Here is a 16,363-nt window from a genome sequence, read left to right on the forward strand (position 1 = left end):
CCTCTACGTAGTGCGGCGGCTGTTCGAACACCGCCGCATCGCGCGGAACGTTACCGTATCGCGATCAGATGACCACTTCGACGCCCTCGCCCGGGGGACCCCCCGAGGTCCGTTCGGCCTCCAGCGCGTTCTGAAGGATGACCACCGCCGCGGCCTGGTCGATGACGGACCGTCCCTTTCTGGACTTGACGCCCGAGGCGCGGAGCCCCTGGCCGGCCGTCACCGTGGTCATCCTCTCGTCGACCAGTCGCACCGGCACCGGATGGACACCGCGGGCCAGGTCCTGCGCGAAGGCGCGGACCTTGGCCGCCGCGGGACCCTCGCCGCCCCTCAGCGAGCGGGGCAGGCCCACCACCACCTCGATCGGCTCGTACTCCTCGACCAGCTGCCGCAGCCGACGATGGGCGGCGGGGACGTCCCGCCCCGGCACGGTCTCGACCGGGGTGGCGAGGATCCCGTCGGGGTCGCACGAGGCGACCCCGATCCGGGCGTCCCCGACGTCGATCGAGAGACGGCGTCCTCTGCGCATCAGGCCGTCTCGGCGACCAGGCGCTCGACGGCCTCGACGGCGCCGCCGATCGCCTCCGGGTTCTGGCCGCCGCCCTGGGCGACGTCCGGCTTGCCGCCACCGCCGCCGCCGAGGGCCCTGGCGGCGGCACGGACCAGCTCACCGGCCTTGAGCCCGCGCTCGCGGGCGGCCTCGTTGGTGGCGATGACGGTGAGCGGACGTCCGCCGGCCGTGGTGAACAGCGCCACCACCGCCGGACGGTCGCCGGCCCCCGGCAGCCGCTGCATCCGGCCGCGTACGTCGAGGACCAGCCTGCGCAGGTCGTCGGCGGACGTACCGTCCGGGACCCGGCCGGTGACCAGCGCCGTGCCCCGGACGTCCCTGGCGCCCTCGGCCAGACCGGCGGCGGCCTGGAGTACCTTCTCGGCGCGGAACTTCTCGATCTCCTTCTCGGCGTCCTTCAGCTTGCCGAGCACGGTGGCGATCTTCTCCGGGAGTTCCTCCGGACGCCCCTTGACCAGCTCCTGGAGCTGGGCGACGACGGTGTGCTCCCTGGCGAGGAAGTGATAGGCGTCGACGCCGACGAGAGCCTCGATGCGGCGCACACCGGAACCGATCGAGGACTCGCCGAGCAGCTTCACCAGACCCAGCTGCGAGGTGTTGTGCACATGCGTGCCGCCGCACAGCTCCTTGGAGAAGTCCCCGATGGTGACGACCCGGACGCGCTCGCCGTACTTCTCGCCGAACTCGGCGATGGCGCCCTGCCTCCTGGCCTCGTCGATGCCCATGACCTCCGCCTGGACGTCGAGTTCACGGGCCAGCACCTCGTTGATCCGCTGCTCCACGTCGGACAGCACGGTGCCGGGCACGGCGGACGGCGAACCGAAGTCGAAGCGGAAGCGGCCCGGGGAGTTCTCGGAGCCGGCCTGGGCGGCCGTCGGGCCGAGGGCGTCCCGCAGCGCCTGGTGGGTGAGGTGGGTGGCGCTGTGGGCGCGGGCGATGGCCCGGCGCCGCCGGACGTCGATGGCGGCGTGGGCGGAGGCGCCCACGGTCACCTCGCCCACCTGCACCGAGCCCTTGTGCACGGAGACGCCGGGAACCGGCTGCTGCACATCGCGGACCTCGATGACCGCGCCGCTGTCCAGCCTGATCCTCCCCTGGTCGGCGAGCTGGCCGCCGCCCTCGGCGTAGAAGGGGGTGCGGTCGAGGACGACCTCGACCTCGTCGCCCTCGGAGGCGGCCGGCGAGGGCACGCCGTCGACGAGCAGGCCGACGACGGTCGACTCGCCCTCGGTGTGCGTGTAGCCGGTGAACTCGGTCGCACCGGAGGCGTCGGCTACCTCGCGGTACGACGACAGATCGGCGTGGCCGGTCTTCTTGGCCCTGGCGTCGGCCTTGGCGCGCTCCCGCTGCTCCTTCATCAGCCGGCGGAAGCCGTCCTCGTCCACGGTCAGGCCCTGCTCGGCGGCCATCTCGAGGGTGAGGTCGATCGGGAAGCCCCAGGTGTCGTGGAGCAGGAACGCCTTGTCGCCGGAGAGGACGGTCGAGCCGGCCCCGCGGGCCTCGGTGACGGCGCCGTCCAGCACATTGGTGCCGGCGTTCAGCGTCTTGAGGAAGCGGGCCTCCTCGGCGAGCGCGACGGTCTCGACCCGCTTGCGGTCGGTCTCCAGCTCCGGGTACTGCCGGCCCATGCTCTTGATCACCACGTCGACCAGCGCGGCGACGACGGGTCCGGTGGCGCCGAGGAGCCGCATGTTGCGGATGGCGCGGCGCATGATGCGGCGCAGGACGTAGCCGCGGCCCTCGTTGCCGGGGGTGACGCCGTCGCCGATGAGCATCACGGACGTGCGGATGTGGTCGGCGACCACGCGGAGGGACACATCCGACTCGTGGCTGTCGCCGTAGCGCACGCCGGTGAGTTCCGTGGCCTTGTCGATGACGACCCGCAGGGTGTCCGTCTCGTACATGTTCCGGACGCCCTGGAGGATCATGGCGAGGCGTTCGAGGCCGAGACCGGTGTCGATGTTCCTGCTGGGCAGGTCGCCGACGATCTCGAAGTCCTCCTTGCCGGAGCCCTCGCCGCGCTCGTACTGCATGAAGACCAGGTTCCAGATCTCCACGTAGCGCTCGTCGTTGACCGCCGGGCCGCCCTCGGGGCCGAACTCGGGACCGCGGTCGTAGTTGATCTCCGAGCAGGGGCCGCACGGTCCGGGGACGCCCATGGACCAGAAGTTGTCCTTCTTGCCCAGGCGCTGGATGCGTTCGGCGGGGACGCCGACCACCTCGCGCCAGATGCGCTCGGCCTCGTCGTCGTCGAGGTAGACCGTGATCCAGAGCCTCTCGGGATCGAGGCCGTAACCGCCCTTGTCCTGCGGCGAGGTCAGCAGCTCCCAGGCGTAGGCGATGGCCCCTTCCTTGAAGTAGTCGCCGAAGGAGAAGTTGCCGCACATCTGGAAGAAGGTGCCGTGGCGGGTGGTCTTGCCGACCTCTTCGATATCGGGGGTGCGCACGCACTTCTGCACGCTGGTGGCGCGGGGCGCGGGCGGCTTGGTCTCGCCGAGGAAGTACGGCTTGAAGGGGACCATGCCCGCGTTGACCAGCAGCAGAGTCGGGTCGTCCGCGATGAGCGACGCCGAAGGCACGACGGTGTGCCCGCGCTCCTCGAAGAAGCTCAGCCAGCGGCGGCGGATTTCAGCCGACTCCATCAGTGGTCCTCATTCCGGTCGTACGGGGGCTTCTCGTCAAGCATCCCGTAGTGCTTCTTGTGGTGCTTGTGGTTTTCCAGGGCGGCCCGGCGGCGCTGGGCGGGCAGCGCCCGGTCGGCGGCGGCGTCGACGCCCAGCGCCTCACCGAGTTCGGCCTCGCGCTGGGCCATGCCGGCCCGGACGTCGAGGGCGAAGTCCTTGAGGCGGTACCCGGTCTCGATCGCCTTGTTCGCCGCCTGGGCGGCGAGGCTCTCCGGGGTCAGCTGCCTCAGCTTGCGGTTGACCTTGGTGGTGGCCCACACGCCGGCGGCGGCGCCGGCGGTGAACCAGAACGCACGACGGAACATCGGGTCTCAGTCCTTCCGCTTCCGGCGCCTGGCGGCCGGCACGGTGCGGCCGACGACGATCGTGCGCCTCACCTGCTCGGGCGGTGCGCCGGCCCCGTCCCGGCCGTCCCGGCCGTCGCGGCCGTCGCGGCCGTCCCGGCTCATCGCGCGGCGCACGCCGTAGCCGAACGCGGCGACCTTCACGAGCGGGCCGCCGAACGTCGAGGCGACCGTGGTGGAAAGCGCCGACGCGTTGGAGGTCACCTCCTGGACGTCGGAGGCGATGGCCTCGACCCGGTCGAGCTGGGTCTGGGCGGAGCGGACGGTGGCCGACGCGTCGGCCAGCAGGGGAACGGCCTGCTCGGTCACCTCCGCCATCAGCCGGGTGGTCGCCCTGAGCGTCTGGGCCAGTCTCACCAGCACCACGGCGAGGAAGGAGACCAGGATCGCCCAGAAGACGGCCACCAGGATCCCGGCAACCTCTCCACCGGTCACGCTGCACCGCTCTCTGCTTGTCGGGGCTTGTCGGGGCTTGTCGGAGCTTGTGTCAGGGCCCGTCAGGGCCTGACGGGGCTTTGTCGGAGTTCTTCAGGACCTGTCGGGCCCGCCGGGGCCCGTCGCGGGTCACCGCGGGTCACCGGGGGTCGTTACGAAAGCCCTCGTCCGACCCTATCGCGCCCGGGCCCGGCCCCCGTAACGGATCGGTGACCGCAGAGCGGGAGTTGCGGGCACTCCCACGGGCCGCTCCCGGCCGCCCGCGCTCACGGCTGACTCGGACGCCGAACGCGAGAGCCCGCCGCTCCCCCACCCCTGAGGGCGGGAGGGCGGCGGGCCGGGGCGCGAAGGCCGGTGGTACTGCCGCCGGCTCAGCGGGCGTAGTACTCGACGACGAGCTGCTCGTCGCAGATCACCGGGATCTCCTTGCGGTTCGGGTCCCGGTCCAGGCGGAAGGCGAGCGCCTTGAGGTTGACCTGCAGGTAGCGCGGGGTCTCACCGTCGGGCGCGTAGCCGCCCTCGCGGGCGACCTGGAACGGGTGCTTGTCGCGCGAGCGCTCGCGGACCGTGATGACGTCGTCCGGACGGACACGGAACGAGGGCTTGTCGACCTTGTTGCCGTTGACCTCGATGTGGCCGTGGACGACCATCTGACGGGCCTGGTAGATCGTCCGGGCGATGCCGGAGCGGAGCACCAGGGCGTCGAGACGGCGCTCGAGTTCGATGATCAGGGCCTCGCCGGTCTTGCCCTGCACCTTGCTGGCGCGCTCGTAGGCGCGGACCAGCTGGCGCTCGGAGACGTCGTACTGCGCGCGAAGGCGCTGCTTCTCGAGCAGCCGGACCTTGTAGTCCGAGTTCTGCTTGCGGCCGCGGCCGTGCTCACCCGGCGGGTAGGGGCGAGCCTCGAAGTACTTGACGGCCTTCGGCGTCAGGGCGATGCCGAGTGCACGCGACTTCTTGACCTTGGGTCGCGACTGGTTCACGGGGAACCTACCTCCATATAAGTTAGGTGAGCCTTGCCTTATTCGAGGAGGACGTAATGTCTCGACCACATGGGATCCCCCTGCCCAGTGCGCATCGCAGTTCGGACGACTCGACGGAATCGGTGTCCGCTTGCGACGACGATGAACAAGGTCAGCCGCGTCCCAGGGAAGGCGCCCGGCAGCCCACCGGAGCCGAGCGCGTACGAACCCTCGTTGAGAACAACGCCTCAGTATCCCTCACTCTGCCGGGTGCTCGCGACCACGGTCCCGGGTCCTGGGAACCCGCCGCACGCACCGTCACTCCCGAGGGGGATGTCGTTCTCCTTGTCGCACGGGATTCTCCCACGGCACGGGCGGTCGCCGGCGCCAGGGGCGGCGGCCTGGGCTGCGTGATGGAGATCACCGATGTCGCCCCCGTCGCGGTACGGCAGCGGATCAGGGGCCGGGCCCGGCTGGCCGGCCGGCTCGCCACCGTGCGCGACGGCGACCGTGCGCGCTGCGAGCGGCTGCTCGCCGAGCGGCACCCGGAGCATTCGCCGGGGCACTCGCCAGAGCACTCAACGGGGCACTCGCCGGGGAACGCCGAGACGGACCCTGCCGCCTGGATGCTCGTCCGGCTGGAGACCGGCGCGGTCTCGGTGGACGACCTGTGGGGTACGGGCTGCGTCACGCCCGCGGCCCTCGGGGCGGCCGAGCCCGACCCCGTGGCGCGGCACGAGGCGGAGCTGCTCCAGCATCTGCATTCGGCACACGGCGACCGGGTGCGCGGGCTGGCCGGCCTCCTCGGGGAGCGCGGCGGCTGCGCCGGCACCGCGGTGCGGGACGTGGTGCCGCTGGCCCTCGACCGCTTCGGACTGCGGCTGCGCTGCACCACCGGGGGAGGCCATGCGTTCGACGCCCGCCTCGACTTCCCCGAGCCCGTCGGCAGCACCGCGGAGCTGCGGTACGCGATGCACACCCTGTTCGCGGCGGCCGGGGATTGACCGGTGCCCTCCGCTGCGCGGCCGCGGGGTGGGAGCCGGGCGGCCCGCCGGGAAGGCCGGGCCGGCGACCCGGCGGGGTGCCGCGCAGCGGCACGGGTCAGCAGCCCGGCGGGGTGTCACCGCGCAGCCGCTCGCGCACCCTCTCGACCACGTCCGCGTACCGCGCCTCGGCGCCGTACCGGGTCGGCTCGTAGTAGCGCCTGCCGTGGACGGCGTCCGGCGCGTACTGCTGCGGGGCGATCGCGCCCGGGACGTCGTGCGGATACACATAGCCCTCGGCGTGGCCGAGCTTCGCCGCTCCCCTGTAGTGGCCGTCCCGCAGATGACTCGGGACCGGTCCGGCCAGTCCGCCCCGCACGTCCGCCAGGGCGGCACCGATCGCCGTCGTGGCGGCGTTGGACTTCGGCGCCAGGGCCAGCGCGATGGTGGCGTGGCTCAGGGTGAGCGCGGCCTCCGGGAAGCCGATCAGGGCCACGGCCTGGGCGGCCGCGACGGCGGTCGGCAGCGCCGCCGGATCGGCGAGCCCGATGTCCTCACTGGCCGAGATCATCAGCCGCCGGGCGATGAACCGCGGGTCCTCCCCGGCCTCGATCATGCGCGCCAGGTAGTGCAGAGCGGCATCCACGTCGGAGCCGCGGATGGACTTGATGAGTGCGCTCGCCACGTCGTAGTGCTGGTCGCCCTCCCGGTCGTACTTCACCGCCGCCCGGTTGACCGTCTCCTCCACGGTCTGGAGGAGGATCGCCGCCTCGCCCTTGGCGAGTGCGGCGCCCGCCGCGGCCTCCAGTGCGGTCAGGGCGCGTCTGGCGTCTCCCCCGGCGATCCGCAGCAGATGCTCCTCGGAGTCGCCCGGCAGCGTCACGGCGCCGCCGAGGCCGCGCTCCTCGGTCAGCGCCCGGCGCAGCAGTCCCCGCACGTCGTCGTCGGTGAGCGGTTCGAGCGTGAGCAGCAGGGAACGGGAGAGCAGCGGGGAGATCACCGAGAAGTACGGGTTCTCGGTCGTCGCGGCGATCAGCGTCACCCAGCGGTTCTCGACGGCGGGCAGCAGGGAGTCCTGCTGGGCCTTGCTGAAGCGGTGGATCTCGTCGAGGAAGAGGACGGTCTCCCTGCCGAAGCCGCCCGCGGCCCGGCGGGCCCCGTCGATGACGGCCCGGACCTCCTTGACTCCCGCGGTGATCGCGGAGAGCTCCACGAAGCGCTTGTTCGTCGCCTTGGAGACGACGTGGGCCAGGGTGGTCTTGCCCGTGCCGGGCGGGCCCCAGAGGATCACCGAGGAGGCTCCGGCGGGCCCGCCGGAGCCCTCGCCGACGAGTCGGCGCAGCGGGGACCCCGGTTTGAGCAGATGCTGCTGGCCCACCACCTCGTCGAGGGTGCGCGGGCGCATGCGGACCGCCAGCGGGCTCGCGGACGGGTCCTTCTCCTGGCGTTCCTCTGCCGCGGCGGTGAAAAGATCGGGCTCCACGTGGTGAAGCCTAGGCGAGGGCACCGACATCGCCCGCCGGGGTACCGGCCGGCGGGGAGACCGGACCGCGCACCGTCCGGCCGGCGGGGAGACCGGACCGCGCGCACCGTCCGGCCGCGTGCCACCGGATCAGCCGAGCCAGAAGTCCCACCAGCGGGTCAGGATCAGCATGCCGATGACGCCGGTGTGCAGCACCGGCAGGACCCAGGTGAACTCGGCGAGGAAGCCCTTCAGCCAGACCGGGGCGGGCAGCAGTCCGCTGCGGACGTTGTGCGACGTCACGTACCAGAACATGAAGATCGTGGCGACCCAGGCCAGACAGCACCACAGGCACAGGGCGTTGATGCTGTAGAGCGACTGGTACTGGAGCCAGGTGCAGAAGGCGACGCCGAAGAGCGTCCCCGCGTTGAACGTGAGCCAGTACCAGCGGCGGAAGCGGGCGCCGGCGAGGAGGCTCATGCCCACGCCGATCACCACGGCGTAGGCGGCGAGGCCGAGCATCGGGTTCGGGAACCCGAACACCGAGGCCTGCTCGCTCTCCATCACGCTGCCGCAGGAGACGATCGGGTTGAGGCTGCAACCGGGAGTGAAGGTCGTCCCGGCGACCTTCGCCTCGAGGATCCTGAACTTGTCGATCGTGATGATCCACGCGGCCAGCAGACCGGCCGCACCGGTGATCACCAGCAGCCATGCGAACGCACGGCTGCCGCCGACGGCACCGCCCTCACGCTCCGCTTTCCGGCCGGAGGACACGTCGTCCACCGCTGCAGTCGTCATATCGCCGCTTCCATCGCTCGGTCGCTGCTCTGGCATGGTCATTCTGCCGCACTCGGGCCCCCGTCCAAGGCTCGATGCTCACAGGGGGCCGGTTCCGGCCGGCCCGGGTACCGGAACGCGAAGGCCCGGCCGGGCCGGCCGGCCGCGAAGCCCGGGCCCGGGGACGCACGTCCCGGCCGGCCGCGTGCCCGGGACGGCCGCGTACGCAGGACGGCCGCGTACGCGGTAGCGCCAGTCGGCCGGCGACCGACGACCGGCGACCGGCGACCGGCGACCGGCGAATCCCGAGCAGGACGGTCGAGACGGCGGTCAGGCGAGGGGCCGACCCGCCGGCGGCGTCCCCACGTCCCGGCCTCACCGTCAGGCGAGTCTCGCGCGGATCTCCTCCACCGCCGAGTCGAGGGCGACCGGTGCCTGCTCGCCGGACTCCATGTCCTTGAGCTGGAGCACGCCGTCCGCGAGATCCCGCTCGCCCGCCACCAGCGCGTATCTGGCGCCGCTGCGGTTGGCGCTCTTCATGGCTCCCTTGAGGCCCTTGCCGCCGTAGGAGAAGTCGGCGGCGACCCCTGCCCTGCGCAGCCCGGTGACCACGGCGAAGAGCGCGCGCCGCGCCTCCTCGCCGAGCGGCACCGCGAACACACTGGTGGACGCGGGCAGTTCGAGCGCGATGCCCTCGGCCTCCAGCGCCAGGACCGTGCGGTCCACGCCGAGCGCCCAGCCGACCGACGGCAGCGCGGGGCCGCCGATCATCTCGGACAGCCCGTCGTAGCGGCCTCCCCCGCCCACCGCGGACTGCGAGCCCAGTCCGTCATGGACGAACTCGAACGTCGTGCGCGTGTAGTAGTCCAGCCCGCGCACCAGCCTCTCGTCGTCCTCGAAGGGCACCGAGGCGGCCGTGAGCAGCTCGCGCACCTCCTCGTGGTACGCCTTGCAGGCGTCGCACAGGTGGTCGCGCAGCAGCGGCGCGCCCACCAGTTGCTTCCGGACGGACTCGCGCTTGTCGTCCAGGACCCGCAGCGGGTTGATGTCGACCCGGCGGCGGGTGTCCTCGTCCAGGTCGAGTCCGCGCAGGAAGCCCTGCAGCGCTTCCCGGTAGACGGGACGGCACTCCCTGTCGCCGAGCGAGTTCAGCAGGATCCGGAACCCGCTCAGGCCGAGCGAGCGGTACGCCTGGTCGGCGAGGACGATCAGCTCGGTGTCGAGCGCCGGGTCCTCGGCGCCGATCGCCTCGGCGCCGACCTGGGAGAAGTGCCGGTAGCGGCCCTTCTGCGGGCGTTCGTAGCGGTAGTACGAGCCCGAGTACCAGAGCTTCACCGGCAGGTTGCCGGACTTGTGCAGATTGGCCTCCAGCGCCGCGCGCAGCACGGAAGCGGTGCCCTCCGGCCGCAGGGCCAGCCGGTCGCCGCCCTTGGTCTCGAAGGCGTACATCTCCTTGGTCACGATGTCGGTGGACTCGCCGACACCGCGGGCGAACAGCTCCACGTTCTCGAAGCCGGGCGTCTCGACGTAGCCGTACCCCGAGTTCCGCAGCGGCGCGGCGATCGCCTCGCGCACGGCCAGGTACTTCGCGGAGTCGGGCGGGATCAGGTCGTACGTGCCCTTGGGGGCCTGGAAGATGGTCACGGAAGGTCTCGTCACATTCCTCGTCGGGGAGCGGCGGTTCCGCCCTCTCCCTGGCCGGCGGCCACCTCCCGCAGATACGGGTTGGCGGCACGCTCGCGGCCGATGGTCGTCTGGGGGCCGTGGCCGGACAGCACCACGGTCGAGTCGTCGAGCGGCAGGCACACCCGCGCCAGCGATTCGAGCATCTCGCCCATGTCACCGCCGGGCAGGTCGGTGCGTCCGATGGAGCCGGCGAAGAGCAGATCGCCCGAGAAGAAGACCGGCGGCCGACCCTCGTCGTGTGAGTTGACCGCGGCCTCGGGCAGACCGAAGGTCACCGACCCCCTGGTATGGCCGGGCGCGTGCCGTACGAGCAGTTCCAGCCCCGCGAGCTCCAGCGCGGCGCCGTCGGTGAGCTCGTGGACGTCGTCCGGCTCCCCCACGGTCAGCTCGCCCATCAGCGGCATCCCGATGGAGCGGCCGAGGGCCTTCTCCGGGTCGCTCATCATGTACCGGTCGGCGGGGTGGATCCAGGCGGGTACGCCGTGGGCTCCGCAGACCGGGACCACCGAGGCGACGTGGTCGATGTGGCCGTGGGTGAGTATCACGGCGACGGGCTTGAGCCGATGCTTTCTGAGCGTCTCCTCGACTCCCTCGGCGGCCTGGTGGCCCGGGTCGATGATCACGCACTCCTCGCCTGCGGCCGGGGCGACCAGGTAGCAGTTGGTCCCCCAGGCCCCTGCGGGGAACCCGGCAATAAGCACGATCGTCCTCGATGTGTCGTCCGACGGGAATGTCACTTCACGGATTGCAACAGGTCAGAGCCTACCGGCGCTGCTCATTTCACAGCCAACCCGTATACGGTACGGGCACACCCGTGCCCCTCGATCACGACATCGCCAAGGAGAAGACCCGGTGGTCAGCAGCGATCAGCGACGGCGCCAGCTCGCCAGGAAGAAGTTCGAGCGGCAGCAGCAGCGCCGTCAGGAGGCCCGCAGGAAGGCCAGGCGCCGCAACGCCGTCATCGCGGCCGGCCTCGCGGTCGTGGTCGCGGCGGGCGGCGCCGCGTACCTCTCGGTGGGCCTGGCGGACGGCGGCTCACGGGACGACGCCTCCCAGCGGACCGACCCGGCGCCCGCGGAGAGCGAGAGCGGTGCGCCGGAGCCGAAGATGGCCATCGACGCCGGGGCCACGTACCGGATGTCGATGGACACCAGCCAGGGCGCCGTCGCGTTCACCATGGACGCCGCGAAGACGCCGCGCACGGTCAACTCCTTCAAGTACCTCGCGGACAAGGGCTTCTTCGACGGCACCACGTGCCACCGGCTGACCACGGAGGGCATCTTCGTACTGCAGTGCGGCGATCCCCAGGGCGACGGCACGGGCGGCCCGGGCTACACGATCCCGGACGAGAACCTCACGGCGCTCGGCAAGCCGGCGGCGGACGGCAAGGTCACGTATCCGGCGGGCACGGTGGCCATGGCGAACACGGGCCAGCCGGACAGCGGCGGCAGCCAGTTCTTCCTCGTCTACAAGGACACCAAGCTGCCGCCGTCGTACACGCCGTTCGGCACGATCGACGAGGCGGGTCTGTCCGTGGTGAAGGCCGTCGGGGCGGCCGGTGTCGCGGGCGGGGCCGGAGACGGCGCCCCCGCGAAGTCCGTCTCGGTGAAGAAGGCGGCGGTCAGCAAGGGGTGACCGGGCGAATTCGGCGGCGCCGAGTGCGGACAGCCGGGCGGCCGGTCGCCTAGATTGGCGTTGTGCAGCGCGGACCGGGTCCGTGTTGCGGGAGGGCGGGCGATGCCCGTCCAGGACACTGTGGACGATGCCCGGGGGCCCGAGCCCCTCGGGGCATCATGTGGAGGAGGCGCTGTGAGCAGCGACCCGTGGGGCCGCGTCGACGAGACGGGCACCGTGTACGTGCGGACATCCGAGGGCGAGAAGGTCGTCGGATCGTGGCAGGCGGGCTCTCCCGAGGAGGCACTCGCCTACTTCGAGCGCAAGTACGAGGGCTTGGTTGTCGAGATCGGCCTCCTCGAGAAGCGGGTGAAGACCACCGATCTGTCGGCGAAGGACGCGACGGCGGCGATCGACCACATCCGCGGGCAGATCGACGAGCACCACGCGGTCGGCGACCTCGAGGCGCTGGGCAGGCGGCTGGACGCGCTCGTGGCCTCGGTCGAGGCTCGTCGTGAGGAGCGCAAGGCCCGTAAGGCGAAGCAGACCGACGAGGCGCGGCACGCCAAGGAGGCGCTGGTCGCCGAGGCGGAGGAGCTGGCGCAGAGCGAGCAGTGGCGGGCGGCCGGCGAGCGGCTCCGGGCACTGGTGGACACCTGGAAGGGCCTGCCGCGGCTCGACCGGAAGTCCGACGACGAGCTGTGGCACCGCTTCTCGCACGCGCGGTCGGCGTTCTCCAAGCGCCGCAAGTCGCACTTCGCCGCGCTGGACGCGCAGCGGGAGGTGGCCCGGCAGGCGAAGGAGCGGCTGGTCGCCGAGGCCGAGTCGCTGTCCGGTTCGACCGACTGGGGTCCCACGGCCGCGCGCTACCGCGAGCTGATGGCGGAGTGGAAGGCCGCGGGCCGCGCGCAGCGCGAGCACGAGGAGGACCTGTGGAACCGCTTCCGCGGGGCCCAGGACGTCTTCTTCGCCGCCCGCAGCGGGGTGTTCGCGGAGCGGGACGCCGAGCAGTCCGAGAACCTGAAGCTCAAGGAGGAGCTGGCGGTCGAGGCGGAGAAGCTGGTGCCGGTGACGGATCTGAAGGGCGCGCGAGCCGCCTTCCGGTCCGTCAACGAGCGCTGGGAGGCGATCGGCCACGTCCCGCGTGACGCCCGGCCGCGGGTCGAGGGCCGGATGCACGCGGTGGAGCGGGCGATCCAGGAGGCCGAGGAGACCGAGTGGCGGCGCACCAACCCCGAGGCCCGGGCGCGCGCCGAGGGCCTGACGGGTCAGCTCCAGGCGGCGGTCGACAAGCTGCGTGCCCAGATCGACGCGGCCCGGGCGGCCGGCAACAACGCCAAGGCCGACAAGCTCTCGCGTGAGCTCGAGGGACGGCAGGCGCTGCTCGACCAGGCCCTGAAGGGCCTGGAGGAGTTCGGCGGCTGACACCCGGAGACGGGCACCAGCGGACAACACGCTGACACCGCTGACACCGCTGACACGAGCGGACACGAGCACGGGACGGGCCCGGCGGCAGATGCCGCCGGGCCCGTCCCGTGCTCAGAGGCGGGCTTCCGCACCCGTGCCGTCCGCCGGGCGGGCCTTTTCCGCACCCGTGGGCGCCGCCGGGGCCGACGGGGGTCGTGCCCCGCGATGTGGTGTAGGTGATCAAGTGCTCCACGTTCCGGTTCGAGGCCCATGGCGATCTCCGTGGGGACGGCAACCCACGAAGCGTCCCGCTGAAACGGGTTGAACATCCAATCCGGCCGAGTCACCGTCTCCGACCTGCGGCTTCCGCCGTCCTGATCCCCTACACCACCCGGCGGGACTCGATCCCGGGGCCGCCGAGGCGTGCGGACCCGTCGGGTGCCCCCGTGGGGTTTCGCGTCCCGACGGGTCCGCACGCGTCCCGACGCGTCCCGCCTCCCCCGCGGCTTGGGGGCGCTCGGCCGCCGGGCCGGCTGCGCGCAGGGGTCCGCGGGGGCCGTCCCGGGTACGCATGGCCACGCCGTGGCTCCCGCATACGCGAGCGCACGCGGGGTCGAAGAGCCTCCAGCCGGCGTGGACGAGTGTCGCTCCCGCATGCGCGAGCACACGGGACCCGCGCCGAGGGGTGCGGGCCCTGCCCGTACAACGAGTGCGGGCCCTGCCCGCCCCGTCTCCCGCCCGGAGCGGAGGGCCCTCGGCCGCCGCCGGGCCGCGGAGGGCCCCGGGGGGGGCCGGGTCGCTAAGGACGCCGTGCCGACGTCACCCGGTAGACGTCGTAGACGCCCTCGACTCCGCGGACCGCCTTCAGGACGTGTCCCAGATGCTTGGGGTCGCCCATCTCGAAGGTGAAGCGCGAGGTGGCCACCCGGTCACGGGATGTCTGGACGGCCGCCGAGAGGATGTTGACGTGCTGGTCGGACAGGACGCGGGTGACGTCCGACAGCAGCCTGGAGCGGTCCAGCGCCTCGACCTGGATGGCGACGAGGAACACCGAGGACTGCGTGGGCGCCCATTCGACGTCGAGCATGCGTTCGGGTTGTTGCGACAGCGAGTCCACGTTGACGCAGTCCGCCCGGTGCACCGACACACCGCTGCCGCGGGTGACGAACCCGATGATCGGGTCTCCGGGCACGGGCGTGCAGCAGCGGGCGAGCTTCACCCAGACGTCGTCGACGCCCTTGACGACCACACCCGGATCGGCGTTGGCGCGGCGCTTGCGGCCGCGGCTGCGGGACGGCGGCGCGGACTCGGCGATGTCCTCGCTGGCCGCCTCCTCGCCGCCGAGCGCCTGGACGAGCTTCTGCACGACGCCCTGTGCGGCGACGTGCCCCTCGCCGATCGCCGCGTACAGCGACGAGATGTCGGGGTAGCGCATCTCGTGCGCGAGGGTGACCAGCGAGTCACCGGTGAGGATGCGCTGGATCGGCAGGTTCTGCTTGCGCATCGCCCGCACGATGGCGTCCTTGCCCTGCTCGATCGCCTCGTCGCGGCGTTCCTTGGAGAACCAGGCACGGATCTTGTTCCTGGCACGGGGGGACTTGACGAAGCCCAGCCAGTCGCGCGAGGGGCCCGCGCCGGTCGCCTTGGACGTGAAGACCTCGACCAGGTCGCCGTTGTCCAGTGTCGACTCGAGCGGTACCAGGCGGCCGTTGACCCGCGCGCCTATCGTGCGGTGGCCGACCTCGGTGTGGACGGCGTACGCGAAGTCGACGGGTGTGGCGCCCGCGGGGAGCGCTATCACGTCGCCCTTCGGCGTGAACACGAAGACCTCGTTGCGGGAGAGGTCGAAGCGCAGGGACTCCAGGAACTCGCCCGGGTCCTCGGTCTCCTTCTGCCAGTCCAGCAGCTGCCGCAGCCACGCCATGTCGTTGACGGCGTCCTTGTCCTTGCCCGAGCCCCTGGGGACATCGGTGCGGATCTTGGACGCGCCGGCGACCGCCTCCTGCTTGTACTTCCAGTGGGCGGCGATGCCGTACTCGGCGCGGCGGTGCATGTCGAACGTGCGGATCTGGAGTTCGACCGGCTTGCCGCTGGGCCCGATGACCGTCGTGTGCAGCGACTGGTACATGTTGAACTTCGGCATCGCGATGTAGTCCTTGAACCGCCCCGGAACGGGGTTCCAGCGGGCGTGGACCGTGCCGAGCGCCGCGTAGCAGTCGCGGACGGTGTCGACGAGGACGCGGATGCCCACCAGGTCGTAGATCTCCGCGAAGTCCCGGCCGCGGACGATCATCTTCTGGTAGACGCTGTAGTAGTGCTTCGGCCGGCCGGTGACGGTGGCCTTGATGCGGGCGGCGCGCAGGTCGGACTGCACCTCGTCCGTCACTATCGCCAGGTACTCGTCGCGCTTGGGGGCGCGCTCGGCGACGAGGCGGACGATCTCGTCGTACATCTTCGGGTAGAGGATCGCGAAGGCGAGGTCCTCGAGCTCCCACTTGATGGTGTTCATGCCCAGCCGATGGGCCAGCGGGGCGTAGATCTCCAGGGTCTCGCGGGCCTTCTTCTCCTGCTTCTCGCGCTTGAGGTAGCGCATCGTGCGCATGTTGTGCAGGCGGTCGGCGAGCTTGATGACCAGGACGCGCGGGTCCTTGGCCATGGCGACGACCATCTTGCGCACGGTCTCGGCCTGGGCCGCCTCGCCGAACTTGACCTTGTCCAGCTTGGTGACGCCGTCGACCAGCAGGGCGACCTGGTCTCCGAAGTCCCGGCGCAGGGTGTCCAGCCCGTACTCGGTGTCCTCCACGGTGTCGTGCAGCAGCCCGGCCATCAGCGTGGCGGGGTCCATGCCGAGTTCGGCGAGGATCGTGGTGACGGCGAGCGGGTGCGTGATGTACGGGTCGCCGCTCTTGCGCTTCTGGCCGCGGTGCCAGCGCTCGGCGACCTGGTAGGCGCGCTCGATCTGGCGCAGGGTCGCGGTCTCGGTCTTCGGGTCGTTGCCGCGGACGATCCGGAGCAGCGGTTCGAGGACCGGGTTGTAAGGGCTGGAGCGCTGGACGCCGAGCCGGGCCAGCCGGGCGCGGACGCGGTTGGAGGAGCCACCGGAGCGCGCGGGCGCGGAGGCGGGTGGCGCGGGCTTGGGGGCCGTGACGGGCACGGGGGCCGGGCCGCGCGCACTTCCCCGTGCGCCCGCGGGGCGCTCCACGGGCGCCTTCTCGGACGCGGCGGCGGCCGTCACAGCCTTGTCGGCCTGCTGGCCGGGCTGCGCGGTGGCGGGACGGGCCTCGTCTGGCAAGTGCGCTCCTCGTGCGGATCCGGGTCCCCCGGTCAGGCCCGGAAAGGCCATGGTATCGACCCCCGGCGTTCGCCTCCCCCCGGGACGGGGACTGTCCGCAACGCGGAACGGGCACCCGGTGTTCCCGGATGCCCGTTCCCGTGCCC

Annotated in this window: 13 protein-coding genes; 3 read left to right on the forward strand and 10 right to left on the reverse strand. The window is 71.8% G+C overall.

Annotated features, from left to right (window positions below):
- Positions 1 to 64: 64 nt before the first annotated feature.
- From ruvX to rpsD, 5 genes are all read right to left on the reverse strand, one after another.
- Positions 65 to 529 (reverse strand): Holliday junction resolvase RuvX, encoded by a 465-nt coding sequence (gene ruvX / locus DDQ41_RS01005; RefSeq protein ID WP_109292732.1) that lies wholly within the window; start codon positions 527 to 529, stop codon positions 65 to 67.
- Positions 529 to 3,213 (reverse strand): alanine--tRNA ligase, encoded by a 2,685-nt coding sequence (alaS, locus tag DDQ41_RS01010; protein WP_109292733.1) that lies wholly within the window; start codon positions 3,211 to 3,213, stop codon positions 529 to 531. Before alaS ends, ruvX begins: the two co-directional genes overlap by 1 nt.
- Entirely contained in the window at positions 3,213 to 3,560 is a 348-nt protein-coding gene (locus DDQ41_RS01015; protein WP_109292734.1) for a DUF6167 family protein, read from the reverse strand. The genes alaS and DDQ41_RS01015 overlap by 1 nt, the downstream gene beginning before the upstream one ends.
- A gap of 6 nt (positions 3,561 to 3,566) precedes the next feature.
- Entirely contained in the window at positions 3,567 to 4,034 is a 468-nt protein-coding gene (locus DDQ41_RS01020) for a DUF948 domain-containing protein (protein ID WP_109292735.1), read from the reverse strand.
- A 371-nt stretch (positions 4,035 to 4,405) separates the two neighbouring features.
- Positions 4,406 to 5,017, reverse strand: a complete 612-nt coding sequence (gene rpsD, locus DDQ41_RS01025; RefSeq protein WP_109292736.1) for a 30S ribosomal protein S4 — start codon at positions 5,015 to 5,017, stop codon at positions 4,406 to 4,408.
- Positions 5,018 to 5,409: 392 nt separating this feature from the next.
- Here rpsD and DDQ41_RS32840 point away from each other — a divergent pair, with 392 nt between their 5' ends.
- A complete protein-coding gene (locus tag DDQ41_RS32840) occupies positions 5,410 to 6,000 on the forward strand; it encodes a DUF2470 domain-containing protein (protein ID WP_109292737.1) in 591 nt (196 codons plus the stop codon).
- Positions 6,001 to 6,097: 97 nt separating this feature from the next.
- On the opposite strand, the gene DDQ41_RS01035 is transcribed toward DDQ41_RS32840, so the two are convergent.
- The 4 genes from DDQ41_RS01035 to DDQ41_RS01050 all read right to left on the reverse strand — a co-directional run bounded on the left by DDQ41_RS01035 (position 6,098) and on the right by DDQ41_RS01050 (position 10,605).
- A complete protein-coding gene (locus DDQ41_RS01035; protein WP_109292738.1) occupies positions 6,098 to 7,462 on the reverse strand; it encodes a replication-associated recombination protein A in 1,365 nt (454 codons plus the stop codon).
- A gap of 129 nt (positions 7,463 to 7,591) precedes the next feature.
- Complete coding sequence (locus DDQ41_RS01040) at positions 7,592 to 8,239, reverse strand: vitamin K epoxide reductase family protein (protein ID WP_172607817.1); 648 nt, start codon at positions 8,237 to 8,239, stop codon at positions 7,592 to 7,594.
- 360 nt (positions 8,240 to 8,599) lie between these two features.
- The gene (hisS, locus tag DDQ41_RS01045; protein ID WP_109292740.1) at positions 8,600 to 9,862 is read right to left on the reverse strand and encodes a histidine--tRNA ligase; all 1,263 of its coding nucleotides are present in this window, start codon (positions 9,860 to 9,862) and stop codon (positions 8,600 to 8,602) included.
- An 11-nt stretch (positions 9,863 to 9,873) separates the two neighbouring features.
- A complete protein-coding gene (locus DDQ41_RS01050) occupies positions 9,874 to 10,605 on the reverse strand; it encodes an MBL fold metallo-hydrolase (RefSeq protein WP_109292741.1) in 732 nt (243 codons plus the stop codon).
- A gap of 151 nt (positions 10,606 to 10,756) precedes the next feature.
- Here DDQ41_RS01050 and DDQ41_RS01055 point away from each other — a divergent pair, with 151 nt between their 5' ends.
- Positions 10,757 to 11,539 carry a peptidylprolyl isomerase gene (locus tag DDQ41_RS01055; RefSeq protein ID WP_109292742.1) on the forward strand — a complete coding sequence of 261 codons (783 nt, stop codon included), beginning with the start codon at positions 10,757 to 10,759 and terminating at the stop codon, positions 11,537 to 11,539.
- Between the two features lie 174 nt (positions 11,540 to 11,713).
- On the forward strand, positions 11,714 to 12,943 hold the full coding sequence (locus DDQ41_RS01060) for a DUF349 domain-containing protein (protein ID WP_109292743.1): 1,230 nt from the start codon (positions 11,714 to 11,716) through the stop codon (positions 12,941 to 12,943).
- Positions 12,944 to 13,724: 781 nt separating this feature from the next.
- Here the strand turns inward: DDQ41_RS01060 and DDQ41_RS01065 are convergent.
- Positions 13,725 to 16,217, reverse strand: a complete 2,493-nt coding sequence (locus DDQ41_RS01065) for a RelA/SpoT family protein (protein WP_109292744.1) — start codon at positions 16,215 to 16,217, stop codon at positions 13,725 to 13,727.
- Positions 16,218 to 16,363: the final 146 nt, after the last annotated feature.

This window comes from Streptomyces spongiicola, assembly GCF_003122365.1.
Classification (GTDB): Bacteria; Actinomycetota; Actinomycetes; order Streptomycetales; family Streptomycetaceae; genus Streptomyces; species Streptomyces spongiicola.